This is a genomic window from Deinococcus sp. Leaf326 (assembly GCF_001424185.1).
Taxonomy (GTDB): Bacteria; Deinococcota; Deinococci; order Deinococcales; family Deinococcaceae; genus Deinococcus.
This window is the reverse complement of record NZ_LMOM01000065.1, coordinates 171,333-186,492: the sequence shown is the minus strand read 5'-3', so window position 1 is coordinate 186,492 and position 15,160 is coordinate 171,333. Positions and strand designations below refer to the sequence as shown.

At 68.6% G+C, this 15,160-nt stretch carries 12 protein-coding genes; 2 read left to right on the top strand and 10 right to left on the bottom strand.

Annotation, left to right across the window (positions count from 1 at the left end):
- Window positions 1-56 precede the first annotated feature (56 nt).
- The 9 genes from ASF71_RS17805 to ASF71_RS17765 form a co-directional block, all read right to left on the bottom strand.
- On the bottom strand, window positions 57-2,120 hold the full coding sequence (locus ASF71_RS17805) for an MDR family MFS transporter (protein ID WP_056302524.1): 2,064 nt from the start codon (window positions 2,118-2,120) through the stop codon (window positions 57-59).
- Window positions 2,117-2,572, bottom strand: a complete 456-nt coding sequence (locus ASF71_RS17800; protein ID WP_056302523.1) for a MarR family winged helix-turn-helix transcriptional regulator — start codon at window positions 2,570-2,572, stop codon at window positions 2,117-2,119. Before ASF71_RS17800 ends, ASF71_RS17805 begins: the two co-directional genes overlap by 4 nt.
- Window positions 2,573-2,695: 123 nt before the next feature.
- On the bottom strand, window positions 2,696-3,499 hold the full coding sequence (locus ASF71_RS17795; RefSeq protein WP_056302522.1) for a hypothetical protein: 804 nt from the start codon (window positions 3,497-3,499) through the stop codon (window positions 2,696-2,698).
- A 16-nt stretch (window positions 3,500-3,515) separates the two neighbouring features.
- Window positions 3,516-4,601, bottom strand: a complete 1,086-nt coding sequence (locus tag ASF71_RS17790; protein ID WP_056303013.1) for a peptidase C39 family protein — start codon at window positions 4,599-4,601, stop codon at window positions 3,516-3,518.
- A 158-nt stretch (window positions 4,602-4,759) separates the two neighbouring features.
- Window positions 4,760-5,773, bottom strand: coding sequence for an esterase family protein (locus ASF71_RS17785; protein WP_056302521.1), 1,014 nt, complete (start codon window positions 5,771-5,773; stop codon window positions 4,760-4,762).
- Window positions 5,774-5,809: 36 nt separating this feature from the next.
- Window positions 5,810-6,571 (bottom strand): nucleotidyltransferase domain-containing protein, encoded by a 762-nt coding sequence (locus ASF71_RS17780; RefSeq protein ID WP_056302520.1) that lies wholly within the window; start codon window positions 6,569-6,571, stop codon window positions 5,810-5,812.
- A 113-nt stretch (window positions 6,572-6,684) separates the two neighbouring features.
- A complete protein-coding gene (locus tag ASF71_RS17775; RefSeq protein ID WP_056302519.1) occupies window positions 6,685-8,376 on the bottom strand; it encodes a long-chain fatty acid--CoA ligase in 1,692 nt (563 codons plus the stop codon).
- Window positions 8,377-8,513: 137 nt separating this feature from the next.
- The gene (locus ASF71_RS17770; protein ID WP_056302518.1) at window positions 8,514-11,117 is read right to left on the bottom strand and encodes a hypothetical protein; all 2,604 of its coding nucleotides are present in this window, start codon (window positions 11,115-11,117) and stop codon (window positions 8,514-8,516) included.
- A gap of 469 nt (window positions 11,118-11,586) precedes the next feature.
- The gene (locus tag ASF71_RS17765) at window positions 11,587-12,024 is read right to left on the bottom strand and encodes a RuvX/YqgF family protein (protein ID WP_056302517.1); all 438 of its coding nucleotides are present in this window, start codon (window positions 12,022-12,024) and stop codon (window positions 11,587-11,589) included.
- 72 nt (window positions 12,025-12,096) lie between these two features.
- Between ASF71_RS17765 and ASF71_RS17760 the strand changes: the two genes are divergently transcribed.
- Entirely contained in the window at window positions 12,097-12,885 is a 789-nt protein-coding gene (locus ASF71_RS17760; protein ID WP_056302516.1) for an enoyl-CoA hydratase-related protein, read from the top strand.
- Between the two features lie 46 nt (window positions 12,886-12,931).
- Here ASF71_RS17760 and dnaG read toward each other — a convergent pair whose 3' ends face one another.
- Window positions 12,932-14,698, bottom strand: coding sequence for a DNA primase (gene dnaG / locus ASF71_RS17755; protein WP_056302515.1), 1,767 nt, complete (start codon window positions 14,696-14,698; stop codon window positions 12,932-12,934).
- A 206-nt stretch (window positions 14,699-14,904) separates the two neighbouring features.
- Here dnaG and ASF71_RS17750 point away from each other — a divergent pair, with 206 nt between their 5' ends.
- Window positions 14,905-15,144, top strand: a complete 240-nt coding sequence (locus ASF71_RS17750) for a hypothetical protein (RefSeq protein ID WP_056302514.1) — start codon at window positions 14,905-14,907, stop codon at window positions 15,142-15,144.
- Window positions 15,145-15,160 lie beyond the last annotated feature (16 nt).

Below are 15,160 nucleotides of genomic sequence, written 5' to 3'. Positions count from 1 at the left end.
ACCGGAACGGCGCGCAAGCCTGAGCTTGCGCGCCGTTCCGGGGAACACTCCGGAGGTCAGTGCATCGCCACGGGAGCCGGCGCGTCCTCGCCCGCCTGGTGGCGGCGCAGCGGCACGACCGGCAGGAAGGCGGTAAGAATCAGGCCGACCAGGATGATCCAGATGCTCGTGGAGATCATGTGGCGCACGGCGGCCGTGAAGCCCTGTTTCATGCCGCTGCTGACCTGCGCGGCGAGCTTCTTGGCCTGCGCGTCGAGGGTCTGGCGCACCTGCGCGAGAGCCTGGGTGGTGGCCTGCGCCGTGACCTGCGGCTCGCTCGCCAGCAGGCTCTGTCGGACTTGGGCAGCGGTCGCCTGCGCCGCGCCGGGCGTGGCGAGGGCGGCCGCCGGCAGCGCGCGCAGCTGCGTCTTTAGAGCGCCGGGCGTACTGCCGGAAGCCAGCAGCGCCTGACGGCCCGCCTCGCCGCGGTTCAGGGCCCCGACCACGGCGTCCGCCTGAGCAGTCAGCTGGGCGCGCACCTGCGCTGCGACGCCGCCATTCTTCAGGGTCGCCTTGAGGTCGGCCGGAATCTGCGGGTTTTGCAGCAGGGCCTGTGTGGCCGCCGCGTCTCCCCTAAATGCCTTCTCGATCTGGGTGTACTGGGCGTCCACGGCCGCCTTGATCTGCTTGTCGGTGTCGCTGCCGCCGCTGCTGGCGCGCATCTCGCCGAGGTTGATGTTCTTGGCGGCGTTTTCCATGCCGGGGACGTTGGGCAGGTAGCGGGGCAGTTCGCTCTGGAGGTTGTTGAGCAGCAGGGTGCCGAAGATTGCCGCGCCGATGGTGCTGCCGATCTGCCGGAAAAACTGGCTGCTGCTCGTCGCCACGCCGATCTGGCTCGGGGCGACGGCGTTCTGGATGGCGATGTTGAACAGGCTCATGGCCGGTCCCAGCCCCAGGCCCACGATGAACATGCGCCAGCCCAGGTCGGGGCGGCTGGTGCCCACCGTGATCTGAGCCAGCAGGAACACGCCCACGATCAGGATGACCGTGCCGCCCAGCAGGAAGGGCTTGTAGTTGCCCGTGCGGCTCACGAGGTTGCCGGCGGTGATGCTCGACAGGATCAGGCCGGCCATCAGCGGCAGCATGGCGAGGCCGGAGTTGGTGGCCGAGACGCCCTGCACGGTCTGCATGAACAGCGGCAGGAACATCACGATGCCGATGAAGGCCATATTGATGACGAAGCTCGCGAGGTTGCCGAAGGTGAAGGTGGGGTTGCGGAACAGCCCCAGCGGCAGGATGGCGTCGGGGTTGCGGCGCTCGGCCAGGATGAACAGGACCAGGCTGACGGCGCTGACGGCGAACAGGGTCACGACCCGCGCGCTGTCCCAGGGGTAGGTCACGCCGCCCCAGGTCAGGGCGAGCAGCAGCGGAATGGTCGTCATGACGATGAGCAGCGCGCCCAGAAAGTCGATCTTGCCGGCCGCGCGGTGCGACAGGCTGGGCATCTTGGCAATGATCATGAACAGGGCGACGGCCCCCAGCGGCAGGTTGACATAGAAGACCCAGCGCCAGCCCTCGATGAAGTAGCCCAGCACCGAGGCGCTGCCGTGGTCCGTGAGAAAGCCGCCGATGATCGGTCCCAGCACGCTGGACAGCCCGAACACAGCGCCGAACAGGCCGCCGAACTTGGCGCGCTCGGCCGGCGGGAACATGTCGGCGATAATCGCGAAGGCGCTCGTGAACAGCGCCGCGCCCCCCAGCCCTTGCAACGCCCGGAACACGATGAGCTGCAACATGCCGCCGCCGAACAGATTGCCCAGGAACGGCTCGCCGCTCATGCCGCACAGCACCGAGCCGAGCAGGAACAGCCCGATACCCAGGATCAGGATGGGTTTGCGGCCGTACAGGTCCGAGAGCTTGCCGTAGATGGGCACCATGACGGTGCTGGCGAGCAGGTAGGCGGTCGTGACCCAGGTGTAGTACTCCAGACCCTGAAGCTGCTCGATGATGCGCGGCATCGCCGTACTAACGATGGTCTGGTCGAGGGCCGAGAGCAGGAACACGACCATCAGCCCAACGAGCGTGATGGTCTTTTCCTGGGGGCTAAAGACGCGGGCCGGAGTGGGTGCAGTGGCCGTCATGCCTGTTCCTCCCCGCTGTTCAGGGCGTGCAGGGCGTCGTTCAGGGCGCGCAGCTGCTCGGGCCGCAGCCGCGAGAGCCGCCGCGCCACGTGAGTGTGGACGGTGCACTGGGTCTGCTTCAGCAGGGTCAGGCCGGCCGGGGTCAGGCTCAGGCGGGTGCGCCGCGAGTCCTGCTCGTCAATGTGGCGCTCAAGCAGCCCGCGCTTGCTCAGGTCGTCGAGGTAGCGGCTGAGCAGCGTGGGCGGCAGCTTGAGCTCCTGCGCGATCACCTTGGGGTACGTCAGGCCGCTCTCGATGGTCTTGAGAATGAGGAAGCTGCGGGGGTCGGTGTCGTGCGCCTCCTGCAGCAGAGGCTGGAGTTGCTGGCCCAGGGCGCGGTTGAACTGCCACATGGCCTGCAGAAACTGGCTCGTTTCCTCGGTCTCGTGGGCGGGGGGTGGAGAAAGCGTCATCCCCTGAATCTACCTCAATAGTTGACTGAAGTAAAGTAGATACTGGAAGCAATAGCTGTGATGGCAGAACTCTGCTTTATAGCGGGCAAAGTATCAGCCCTTCCAGCGGGTGCGGAGCAGGGGTCAGCGGCTCTTGAGTCGGTCGAGCAGCGGCGCACGCTCGCGCAGCGCCTGCCCAAAGGCCTGGGCATCGTTGAGGCGGGTGGGGGGCGGGGCCGCCGGTCGCCGCGGCGACTTGCCCGGCCCCAGGTGGTCCAGGCCGGCCCCCCCGAAGCGCCGGGCGCGGAACATGCCCGGATGCTCCTCGAATACGGCCACCACCGCGTCGGGCAGCGCCGCCAGATGCGCGGCGAAGGTCCGCTCCTGCGACAGCTCGGCGTGTCCGGCGCCCTCGCCCAGCTCACCCAGCAGGCGGTCAATCAGGGCGAAGACGCGCGCGGCGTAGGCCTCGACCTCGGCGCGTGGGGGCAGGTAGCCCCGGTGGATCACGCGGTTGCGGAAGTCGGCCCCCAGCGCCTGACTGCCCAGAAAGTCCGGCTCTCGGCCCTCGCGCAGCAGGTAGGCGAGGGCGAACATGCCCACCTGACGCTCGGACTGGCTGGCGACGTGCCGCCAGGTGCGGTCGAGAATTGCCTCGGCCCCGGCGAACTCCTGTCCAGTCGCCGCCGCGCGTTCCAGCGTGGAGGCGCGCACGTAGAACTCGAAAAAACGTTCCAGCGCCGCCGCGAAGCTCGCCACCGCCTCGCGGGCGTAGCCGCCCAGCAGCGCCTGGGTGCCCAGGTCGAACAGTACCTCGAACTTGTGTTTGCGCACGAACAGGCAAAACCGGCCCCCGCAGTGGGGGCACTTCAGGTCGTGGATCAGGCTGTCGGCGAACTCGACCGGTTGCGGCCGGCCGCAGTGCGGACAGGTGGCGGGAAAGGGCACTGCAGCGGCCTGCGGTTCAGGGCAGCGCCGTGCCGGCCGGCGCGATCACGTAGCTCAGGCCGCCGCTGTGCGAGAGCCACAGCCGCTCAAAGGCCGCGCGCGGGTAGGGCCGGCGTACCGTGTCGTTGCCGGGGGCGGCGGGGTCGTTCAGGACCGGATTGCCCTGGGGGTCGAAGCCGACAAGCACCATGAGGTGCCCGGTGCTGCTGGGAATCGCCGCGCCGGGCAGCTCGCCCTTTTTCCAGCCCAGGCTGACGGCCAGCGGCACCCCGGCGGCCGTGAAGCGCTCGGCGGCAGCGAGGCTCGGCAGCCGCGTGACGAAGGCGCGCATCCCGCGCTCGCCCGCGTAGGCGGTGTTGAAGGGCCAGTTGCCGGTGCCGTCGTATGCCCTGTCGTGCATGCCCTGGGCGGCCTGCGGAACGGTCACGTCCACGCCGTAGCTCGCCAGGATCATGCTGACGCTGGTGGGGCTGCACCACACCTCGCCGCCGCCCGGATAGATCATCTGCGAGCGCTGCGGCACGTTCACGAGGCGGCCCCAGGCGCGCCGGTCGCTCGCCTGTCCCGCGCCCGACGTCAGACGCACGCGGTCGCTGGTGGTCAGGGCCAGCAGCCGCAGCGCCGTGCCCTCGCCGCGCAGGGTCACGCGGTACTGCGCAGACGCCGCCGGGCGGGTCAGGCGCAGGGTGTCGGTCAGGACCTGCCCGGCGGCGTCCTTCTGGCCGTCCTGGCTCGTGCGGCCCTCGGCGGCGCTCCAGCGCCCGAAGGAATACCAGCGGGTCCAGCCGCCACCCGCGAGGCCCGCACGGACCTCGACCGTCACGCTGCCTGCCGCGCCCGTCACGCTGTTCCAGGAGGGCACCAGTTCGTCGAAGGCCGGGAGAGTCAGGGGCGCGCTGGTCAGGGAGCCTTCACGCACGCCGGGGGGCAGGATGAGGGTGTCGCCGCGCAACTGCGCGCCGCGCAGCTCGGCGCCGGCCCAGTCGGCGGCGCGTTCGTGCAGGGTGGTGGTGCTGGCAGGGAAGGTCATGGTCGAGGCTCCAGCGGGCGCACCGGCCAGGAGACACAGGGCCAGCACGCTGAACAGGGGGGATGGGCGCATGAACAGCGTCACTGTGGCATGTGGGGTAGGGGAAGCGGGTGAGGAGGAAGGCTCCGGACAGTGTGGAGGGCGGTCGTGGGGGAAGAAAGACGGACCCCGCCGGGTCGGGCCGTGCGCCGTGGTGGGCAGGAGAACGGCCCGGTGCTGCCGCCTGCGCGCTACTCCCCACCCTGCATGTACAGGAACGCCTCGGGCAGCGCCTCGCGCCACGTGATCCAGTTGTGGCCGCTGGGATACTCGCGGTACTGGTGGGCCAGGGCGCGGTCGGCGAACAGCCCGGCCATGCGGCGGTTCGGACCGGTGAGCCACTCCAGCGTGCCGGTATCCAGACTGGTCCGCAGGTGGGTGGGCGGCGCGGCGGCGAGCTGCTCCAGCAGCCACTCGCCGGCGGTCGTCGTATCGATGGTCCCGCGGGCGTCCTGCGCGCCCGGCCGCGCGATGAAGGCCCCGCTGTGGCTCACCACCCGCGAGAACAGTTCGGGGTGACGGCTGCCCAGGTACAGCGAGATCAGCCCGCCCAGGCTCGCGCCCCACAGGCCGCGCGTGCCCGGCGTCACGTATTCGCCCTCCACCCGTGGGAAGACCTCCTGACGCAGGAAGTCGAGGTAACGGCCGTTGAGGTAATACTCCTCGTTGCGGTCGCCCGGTTCGACGAAGACCAGCACGGCGCCCGTCGCCAGCCCAGCCTCCACCGCGCGGTCCATGACCTCGCCCAGCTTGCCGGTGCGGTAGAACGCCACGCCGTCCTGGACGTAGTAGACCGGCGTGGGGCGCGCGGGGTCGTGGCCATGTGGCGTGTAGACGATGGCCCGCCGCGTGCCCGAAAAGACCTCGCCCTCCCAGGTCAGGCGGTGGGCGGTGCCCTTCCGGGCGGCGTCGGCCCGCAGCCACAGCGGGTGCCGGGCGTACTCTCCGACCACCGCCGCGCGCGGGTAGGACCACCAGGGATTCAGGGACTTGTGCGGGTTGTCGGGGTCGGCGAAGGCCTCGCCCACCGCGTCCACCCAGGCGTACTCGATCCAGGCGCCGCGCGGCAGCCGCAACGTGATGGGCACGCCGGGCGACGCCGGCAGGGGCGCCTGCTTGCGCCAGTCGGTAAAGTCGCCCACCAGCCCGGCAGCGCCCGCCGGGGGCGTGAACGTGACCTGTTGTCCCTGCACCGAAACAGCCATACCGCGAATTGTAGGGCGCAGGCCGGGGACCTCGGCTCAGCCGGCCAGAAAGGCCCTCACTCTCGCGGCCGTTTCCCGCGCCAGAGGAGGCGGGCCGGCGGACCAGCGCGTGAGGGCAACCGCGCGCAGGTAGGCGTGGAGGGCCGCGCGGCCCCGCTCCGGCACGGCGGCCCCGGTCAGTCCAGTCAGGACACCGTAGGCCGCGTGCCACGCCGCGTCGTCCCAGGCTCCCTGCGCCAGCGTGAGGTAGCGGTTCTCGGTCGAGATCAGGGTGCCGCTGCTCAGCAGGGCTGCCGTACCGAGCGAGAAGGTCAGGCCTGCGGCGGCGTACAACACCTTGCCGGCGTCGCCCGCGTGCAGGCCGCCCATCACCTTGTGAATCTCTTCGGCAGCGTCCGTGACGAGGACGGCGGCGCGGGCCTGGGCCACCGGTTCGAGCTCGGCCCAGTCGAAGGCCCGCGCCCGCGCCTGAAGCGCTGCGAACACGGCGTCTGGGTCATGCAGGGCCAGGCCCGTCTGAAGGGAGGTCAGGTTCCAGAGGGCCGCTTCCGGCTCTGTGAAGGCCTGCTCGCGCCGGCGCACCGTGCGGCGTTCCACGCTGACCAGTCGGCCTTCCCGGTACGTCACCGTGTTCCGCGCGAGCCGGTCTTCGGTCATGAGCACAGAGAGGTCGAGGTCGCTCCAGGCGTCGCTCTCTCCACGTGCCTGACTGCCTGTGAGAAAGACCGCCTGCACGCCCTCCTCGACAAGCAGTTCTGCCAGCAGACCGGACATCTGGGGGGACGAAGGAGAAGTCATGGCTTCAGCATCGCGCCGCCGGAAGGCCAGATCATCTGCCAGATGGCGGGGTCACCGGGGACAGTGGACGAGACCCCGCTCCGGTGGGTCAACCCCCAGACCCCAGCCGTGACTCAGGTCCGCTCGGCCGGCGTCTGCTCGGCTGGGGTCTGGGCCCCGTAGCCCCGGTACTCCTCGCGCAGTTCACGTTTCAGGAATTTGCCGGTCGCCCCGATGGGCAGGTGGTCGGTGAGGACCGTCGCGTCCGGTAGCCACCACTTGGCAAAGCGCGGGGCCAGGAAGGCCAGGAGCTGTTCGTGGGTCACCGTGTGGCCGGGACGCGGCACGACCACGGCCAGCGGGCGCTCGTCCCACTTGGGATCGTCCATGGCGATCACGGCGCACTGCGCGACGGCCGGGTGGGCCATGATGGCGTTTTCCAGGTCCACGCTGCTGATCCACTCGCCGCCCGACTTGATGAGGTCCTTGGCCCGGTCCTGGATGTGCATGTACCCGCGCTCGTCCAGGGTGGCGATGTCACCGGTGTCGAACCACTCCTCGCCGTCCAGCGTCAGGAAGCTGCTCTGGCCCGAGCCGCCGAAGTAGCTGCTCGCCACCCACGGTCCGCGCGCCAGCAGGCGGCCCATCGTCTTGCCGTCGTGGGGCAGGCGCTCGCCCGACTCGCTCACCAGTTCCAGGTACACCAGCGGTACCGGGCGGCCCTGCTTGGCGCGCAGGCTGTACCCCTCGTCGCTGCGGGGATCCACGCCGGGGGGCACGGTGCTGGCGGTCCCCAGCGGATGCGTCTCGGTCATGCCCCAGGCGTGGCGCAGGGTCAGGTTGTGGCGTTCGTCGAACGCCCGGATCATCGCTTCGGGCGCGGCGCTGCCCCCTACGATCAGGCTCTCCAGGCGGCGCAGATCATAGGGCGTGCCGGCCCCCGCCGCGCGGTCGAGTTCGCCCAGCAGGCCCATCCAGATGGTCGGTACTCCAGCGGTGATGGTTACACCCTCGTCCTGCATGAGGGTGGCGAGCGACTTGCCGTCCGAGAACACCCCGGCGTAGACCTGCGCCGCGCCGTACATGGCGCAGGTGTAGGGCAGACCCCAGGCGTTGACGTGGAACATGGGCACCACCGGCAGCATCGTGTCGTTCTCGCCCACGTTCAGGGCGTCTTTGGGCGCGCTGGCCAGCGAGTGCAGCACTGTCGAGCGGTGGGTGTACAGCACGCCCTTGGGATTGCCGGTCGTGCCGCTGGTGTAGCACATGGCGGCCGCGTTGTCTTCACCCAGCTCCGGGTACCGCGCCAGAGGTTCGTGCGCCGTAATCCAGGTGTCGTAGTCCTGCGTTCCGGGGAGGGGTTGGGGCGTCGGCCCCAGCACGAAAATATGCTCCAGCTGGGGGCAGGAGGCCTTCAGGGCCGGAATCATGGCGGCGAAGGCGTTCTCGATGAGGAGTACACGGTCGCCCGCGTCGTTCAGGATCCAGGCGACCTGCTCGGGGTGCAGGCGGATGTTCACGGTGTGCAGCACGTAGCCGGCCGACGGCACCCCCAGGTACGCCTCCAGGTGCCGGAAGGAATTGACCGCCAGCGTCGCCACCCGGTCGCCCTGCGCCAGCCCCAGGGTGCCCAGGGCCGCGCCCAGCCGTAGCGCCCGGTCAGCCACCGCGCCGTAGGTCGTGCGGTGCTTGTGGGCAATGGGCTGGCCCTGCGCGTCCCGCCCGGCCGCCAGCAGGCTGACCACCTCGCGCCCGGCATAGATGGTCCGGGCGCGCTCCAGGATGAAGGGGATGGTCAGCGGGACGTGCATCATGTTGCCTTGCATAGAAAGGACCTCCGGAGAAAGGGGGTAGGGTCAGGCACGGACGCTGACCGGCAGAACTGTGGGTGGGCACAGTGTAGCCGAGGGCACGCGACAAAAGAAAAAACCTCCCCGAAGGGAGGCTTTCAGTGCAGGAGGGTTTAGTAGTTGATGCCCTGGACGACTTCGCTGACGTAGCCGTTCTTGTCGATGACCGAGGCGTGGTAGGCGAACAGGCCGCCTTCGAGCGCCTTGATCGAGGCGAAGGGAGCCGACTCGGTCGCCGAGATCAGGAACAGGGGGGCGAGGTTCTGGGTGCCGCCCACGTTCAGGTCGTCGCTGGTCAGGTCGGCGGTGCCCTTGCCGATACGGTTCAGGGGGTTGGCCAGCAGGACTTCCTGGTAGAAGCCGCCCTGGAGCACGTTGGCGGGGTTGAAGCCCACGGCGGTGCGGCCGCTGTTCAGGATGTCGAGCGCGTGAACGGTGCCGACGGGGCCAGTGACGGGGTTTTCGTCGATGGCGTTACCGAAGTTCAGGAACTGACCGTTGGCCTGCTGGCGACGCACGAACAGGTTGTCCTCGTTCAGGGTCACGAGCTGGGGACCGGCAAAGGTCACGCCGATGTCCGAGCGGTAGCTGCTGACGTTGCCGGCGTAGTCGCGCACGGTGGCGATCAGGTCGAGCTTGCCGTTGGCATTGGTGGGGCGGAAGAAGCGGTAGTTGGTCTGGTTGGTCGCGGCGAGCTGCACGGCGCGGCCACCGAAGGCGCTGCCGTTCGTGTCGCGGGCGAAGATCTGGGCCGAGCCGAGCAGGCCGGAGATCGAGTCGTCGGCGCTGACTTCCAGCGTGCTCTGGCCGTTGGCCGGCACGGTGTCCAGCTTCTTGCTGAAGCGCACGTTGGCGGGGCGCTGGTTGTCGATGAAGATCGAGACAGGAGCAATGGTGCCGGTCGCGGCGTTGCCCAGCAGGTCGGTCGAGGCGTCCGACGCGAAGACGACCTTGGACTCGTTGGCGTCCAGACCGTTGACGTTCAGGTACACGCAGTCGCTGGCCGTGATGTTGCGCAGCGCGGTCAGGGCCACGAGGCGGCCGCTGGCGTTCAGGGTGTACAGGCGGTTGAGGATGGGCTGGCCGTCGATGGTGACCGAGGTAGCGTTGCCCGAGACGCCCACGCCCGTGCCGTCGGTGGCGGTCGTGATGTTCAGGTTGGTGACGTGCGCCAGGCCCGAGATGTAGTTGCGGCCCGCGGCGGTCGTGACCGAGTCGTACAGGTCGATGTTGCCCGCGTCGGCGCCGATGGCGTCAATCTTGCAGGTGCCGCTGGGCAGGCCCGCGGCGTTGGGACGGGGGCTGTAGGTGGCGTCGATGCCGCCACGGTTGAACTCGTCACGGACTGCGCCCGTGCCGGCGTCCACGACGGTGATGCTGCCGGCGCCGTTGACGGGGCCGGTGTTGTCCACGTTCAGGACGAACAGGTTCTGGGCGGTGATGATGCTGCGGTTGCCCAGCTGGTCGTAGGCGACGGCGTACACGTCGTACGCGCCGTCAGCCAGGGTGGTGGTGTTGACCGAAACCTGGTAGGGCGAGGCGTAGGCCGTGCCGATCAGCTTGGAGGTCGCGGTGTCGGCGACGCCGTTCTTGGCGTTCGAGTCGGCGTACCACTCGATGCGCTCGACGCCGGAGGGCAGCACGGTGGTGCCGACGGGGTTGTCGCGCAGGGTGTCGATGTTCTGGAACGCCAGCGTGATGGTGCCGTTGACGTAGTTGCCGAGCTGCTGGGTAAGCGCGGGGCTCAGCTTGCTGACCGGGATCACGTCCGGGACCTGGGGACCGAGGTTGTCCGGGATGAGGATGGTCGACGCGGTGGTGTTGCTCGTGCCGGTCCAGTAGCGCACGACGACGTACTGCTGCTCGCCCTGGCGCAGGTTGGCGGTGTTGATGTCCAGCGAGCCGCTGGCCGTGTCACGGCTGTCGTAGATGCGGTTCTGGGCGTTCAGGTCGCTGGTGGTGCTGCTCAGGAACACTTCGAAACGGTCGGCGCCACTGTTGGCGTTAGGGACGACCGTGATGATGCCCTTGGCGTAGGTGATGGGCGTGACTGCGCCGTTGATGTTCTGCTCGATGGTGAGGAGCTTGCTGTCACTGCCCTTGGGCGTCAGGCCCACGGCCGTTGCGACGACGGCGCGGTAGGTCAGGGTGACGCTGGTCGCCGCGTTGGTCACGACGACGGTGGAGGCAGCGCTGGGGGCGTTGAAGCCCGTAACCGTACCGCCCGTCACCGTGTAGGTGCCTGCGGGCAGGTTCACGACAGTACCGTTGGTGACGTTCGTGCCGTTGTAACCCGACACGACGTTGTTGCTGCTGTCACGGATGGTAATGGGAGCCGAGGGCACGCCGACCAAGTTGATGGTCACAGCCTGGGTCGTGGGGACGACGACGCCCGTCGCCGTGTAGGTGACCGTGGCGGTCGTGTTGGCACCATTAATGGTGACGACCTGGTCGGCCGGGGTGTTAAAGCCGGTGACGGTCGAGGACGACAGGGTGTAGGTGCCGTTGGCGAGGCCGGTCACGGTGCCGTTGCCGGTCACGGTGCCCACGACGGTGCCGGCGGCGTTCTTGACCGAGACGGTGCCGTTGGCGCCGTTCACCGTGATGCCGAGGCTGTAGGTCGTGATGGGGTTGACGGTGCTGCCGCCAGTGTTCTGACCGCAGGACGCGAGGGTCAGGATGCCGGTGAGGGCCAACAGAGCGATGTTCTTATTCATACTTCCTCCGGGTACAGCTATGGATCTTCTACCGGCCTGCCTGCGTTCTTGCCTGCTTTTTCGGGGACTTCGCGGGTCCAGTTGCCGAGTTTCCTGTCCGCGACCTTCCCCGTCCCTGCGTGCCAGATGACGCACGTTAGCCCAGGATGAAATCCTTATGGGAGTATAGAGATGCTCATTTCAGGGTGTCAAGAAGAAATGCCATGCGGCAGGTGGAATTTGATGCTATAGACGCGCCATAATGCGTCAGACTCCGGTCATGTTCACCCTACTCAGGCAACACAGCGGCTCTCATCTAAGACCGAAAGGGTGATAGGGAAAGAGCTTTTTCATTTCCTCTCATCTTTTGTTTGCGTTGCAGAGTAGGGGCCGACAAGGTGGGTTCACGCACCTTTAACTCTTTCTCTCATCTGGCGCTGCCGGGCTCGAGCCAGGGCCGGGCGGCGCCGGCTTCTCCCGAAAGCGGGGTTCATTCCATTTCGGAAGCGGGATGCTGGCCCAGCAGATACAGCTCGAGAATCTGCACTGCCGCAGCCTCATCTTCGTCGGTTGCCCCCAGGGCCCGGGCGCGCTGGGTGGTAAAGCGCTCGTCCTGGTAGCGGATCTCATAGCCCTGCTCGTGCAGAACGCGCCCGAAGGCCCGCACGCGGTCGGCCGCCGGGCTGTGCGCGCCGTCAGTACGCAGTGGCAGCCCCAGCAGCAGTACGGTGGCTCCGGTGTCCTGCACACGGAGCCTTACCGCCTTGAGATCCAGCGGCAGCCGCTTGCGGTCCACGCTGCCGCGCCCGAACGCCAATCGGCCCCGGTTGACCGCGAAACCGATACGCGACTTGCTCACGTCGAGCGCCAGAACTACGGGTAGGGGAGCAGGGATCGCTTGGGGGGCGCCGAGGTCGGGGGCGGTCATGTGCGGGCGAGTGTAGCAGTCCCCCTCCGGCCAGGGCGTTTCCCTGCGCACTTCTCACGCTACGCTGGAGCCATGACCGAACAACCTGTGGTCCTCACGGACACCCGCGCCGGCGTGCGTACCCTGACCCTGAACCGGGAAAGCCGCCTGAACGCTGCCAACGACGCCCTGCTGCTGAGTCTCATCGAGGCGCTTCAGGCGGCCGACGCCGACCCGGCAGTGCGCGTGGTCGTCATCACGGGGGCGGGCCGGGGGTTTTGCGCGGGCCAGGATCTGGGCGACGTGTCGGGGCGTGACATGACCTTCACCGAGCACCTCCAGCACACCTACAACCCCCTGGTGCGGACCATCCGGGGTCTGGGCAAGCCGGTCGTCACGGCCGTCAACGGAGTGGCGGCAGGAGCCGGGGCCAGCCTCGCCCTGGCCGGCGATATCCGGCTGTGGGCGCGCTCGGCGGTGCTTATCGAGGTGTTTTCCAACATCGCGCTCGTGCCCGACAGCGGCAGCACGTGGTTCCTGCCCCGGCTGGTGGGCTACCACCGGGCCTTTGAGCTCATGGCCCTGGCCGAGAAGGTCGGCGCCGACGACGCCCTGCGCCTGGGCCTGTGCGAGGCCGTGTACCCCGACGAGACCTTCCGGGAGGCGGTGCAGGCCTACGCCGAGCGCCTGGCCGCCCGCCCCGCCAACGCCCTGCGCCTGACCAAGCAGGCCCTGAACGCCGCCATGACCGGCACGCTGGACGAGGCCCTGGACAAGGAGGCCGAGTTGCAGCAGCTCGCCGGGGACCACTGGGAGCACCTGGAGGGCGTGACCGCCTTCAAGGAGAAACGTGCGCCCGACTTCGTGCGGCAAGAGGGCTGAGGTCCGGGCAGGCGGGGGGCCAGGGTGATGTGCCCCCGCCCGCGCCCTACGCCAGACTGCGCCGGCCCCGGTTCTCGGCCTCAATGGCGCGCTGCAACTCCTGAATCTGCTTGAGCATCCCGAGTTGCTCGGTGGGCGCCGCGCCGGCCACCTGCTTTTTCAGAAGGTCGACCTCGGCGCGCATGGAGTCGATGCTCAGGCTGACTTGGATGTCGTCCACGGCCGCAGCGGCGTAGGCCCCGACCTTCTGCTCGTACTGCTCGGAGTTGGCGCGGCCGATGGTACCGGCGTCGCGGCCCTCGAACATCAGGCGGATGAGTAGCGGCTCCTCGGGCTGGCCCCGGAACACGTCGAGGATGTCGTCGGGGCTCTGGGCGCCGCGCGCAGCGAGCATCACCTTGCGCACCGCCTCGTTGCGCCAGGCCGTGGTGCCGTCGAGTTTGGCGAGCAGGCTGGGGTCTACGAGCAGTTGCCGCAGCAGCGCGAGTTCGTGGTCCTCCTCGGTGCGGCCGCTGCTCATGCCCGCGAGGTGGGTGTCGGTCAGGGTGCGGCGCTTGGCCTTTGAGCCGATCCATTCGAGCAGCGCCGTCTCGCGGATGCCCAGCAGTTCGCAGGCGGCGGCGCGCATGGCCCCGGCGATCTCGTCGAGGGGGTCTAGGTTCTGCATCCGGGGCAACAGGGCCATCAGCACCCGACGCTTGCCCTCGGGTGTGTCCAGGCCGTGTGCCTCGACCGCCGCCTGCACGCGGTAGTGCACCTCGTCCAGCCCCGAGCGCAGCGCCCGGCGCAGTTCGGCCTCGTCGCCGGCCAGCAGGGCGTCGGCGGGGTCCTTGCCGCTGGGCACCGAGGTCGCGCGCACCCGGAACTTGGCGCCCAGCACCTGATCCAGACCCGAGAGGGTGGCCTTGAGCCCGGCCTCGTCGCGGTCGAACAGCAGCACGATGCTCTGCGCGCCCTGGCGTTCGAGCAGCGTGGCGTGTTCGGCGGTCAGGGCGGTGCCCAGGCTCGCCACCGCCGAGGTCAGGCCGTGCTGGTGCATGGTGATCACGTCCATATATCCCTCGACGACCACGACCTCGGCCGCGCCCTCCTTGAAGTGGGTGCGCGCCTTGTCCAGCCCGTAGAGCAGCTCGCCCTTCTTGAAGGCGTCGGTCTCGGGCGTGTTGAGGTACTTGGGTTTGGAATCGTCGAGGACGCGCCCACCGAAGCCCACCAGCCGCCCGAGGTGGTCGCGGATGGGAAACATGACCCGGCCCCGGAAGCGGTCGTAGATGCGCCCCGACTCGGGGTTCTCGGTGAGTAGGCCGGCGTCCAGAAGCTGGCGCTCGCTGAGGCCGCGCGTGCGGGCGTGCTTCAGGAGGCCGTCCCAGCCGTCGGGGGCATAGCCCAGTTCGAAGGCCTCAATGGTCGCGTCGGTCAGGCCCCGGCGGCGCAGGTAGTCCAGGGCCGGGCCCGGCAGGTGATCGCGGAAATAGCTCAGGGCAAAGGCGTTCACGTCGTACAGGTCGCGGCTGCTGCGCTCACCGTACTTGGCCTCGACCTGGATGCCCGCCTTCTCGGCCAGTTTGCGCAGGGCGTCCCCGAAGGGCAGGTTCTCGGTGCGCTGCACGAAGCTGAAGATGTCGCCGCCCGCCTTGCACCCGAAGCAGTAGAAGTAGCCCTGCTCGGTGTCCACCTGAAAACTGGGCGACTTCTCCTTGTGAAAAGGGCACAGGCCCTTCATGCGGCCCTTGCCGGCGGGGGTGAGGCGCACATACTCGCCCACGACCTCCGCGATGTTCAAACGCGAACGAACGTCTTCTTTGGTGCCCACTGTGGTTGCCTCACCTCCCCGGGTGTCCGGTAGACGGGCAGTGTACTCCCCCGGCGCTCAGGTGTCATGAAGGTGGAAGAAGTGTGCTGGACACGGTTTTTATGCCGGTATAAGGGAGGGAGGCTCTGGTGGGGGGACCCATGTGCCTGGGGGGCTTCATCATTTCGGGTGATGTTCCCGTCAGGCCCGTGCGTTACGCTCGGGACATGAATGTGACGCGTCATTTCAGCGACACGCGGACGGACGAAGGCCGCGTACGATTTCTCGTTCTGCCCGGCCGGGTGACCCTGATGGCCGAGGGCCAGGGGTGGCAGTCGAGCACCCTGCACGACACGCTGGACGACGCTGCTCTGTCGCTCGCGACGCTGCCGCAGGTGGGCGGCGATCTGTACCGCCGCGCCCTGGACGACTTGGACCGCCGGATCGCGCTGGAACAGGCGGCCTAGAGCCGGCAGGGCAGCG

What these genes read in the sequence shown, in the direction of transcription:
- ASF71_RS17805 (WP_056302524.1), bottom strand. Translation starts at nt 2,120, where the DNA reads ATGACGGCCACTGCACCCACTCCGGCCCGCGTCTTTAGCCCCCAGGAA.
- ASF71_RS17800 (WP_056302523.1), bottom strand. Translation starts at nt 2,572, where the DNA reads ATGACGCTTTCTCCACCCCCCGCCCACGAGACCGAGGAAACGAGCCAG.
- ASF71_RS17790 (WP_056303013.1), bottom strand. Translation starts at nt 4,601, where the DNA reads ATGCGCCCATCCCCCCTGTTCAGCGTGCTGGCCCTGTGTCTCCTGGCC.
- ASF71_RS17785 (WP_056302521.1), bottom strand. Translation starts at nt 5,773, where the DNA reads ATGGCTGTTTCGGTGCAGGGACAACAGGTCACGTTCACGCCCCCGGCG.
- ASF71_RS17780 (WP_056302520.1), bottom strand. Translation starts at nt 6,571, where the DNA reads ATGACTTCTCCTTCGTCCCCCCAGATGTCCGGTCTGCTGGCAGAACTG.
- ASF71_RS17775 (WP_056302519.1), bottom strand. Translation starts at nt 8,376, where the DNA reads ATGCAAGGCAACATGATGCACGTCCCGCTGACCATCCCCTTCATCCTG.
- ASF71_RS17770 (WP_056302518.1), bottom strand. Translation starts at nt 11,117, where the DNA reads ATGAATAAGAACATCGCTCTGTTGGCCCTCACCGGCATCCTGACCCTC.
- ASF71_RS17765 (WP_056302517.1), bottom strand. Translation starts at nt 12,024, where the DNA reads ATGACCGCCCCCGACCTCGGCGCCCCCCAAGCGATCCCTGCTCCCCTA.
- ASF71_RS17760 (WP_056302516.1), top strand. Translation starts at nt 12,097, where the DNA reads ATGACCGAACAACCTGTGGTCCTCACGGACACCCGCGCCGGCGTGCGT.
- ASF71_RS17750 (WP_056302514.1), top strand. Translation starts at nt 14,905, where the DNA reads ATGAATGTGACGCGTCATTTCAGCGACACGCGGACGGACGAAGGCCGC.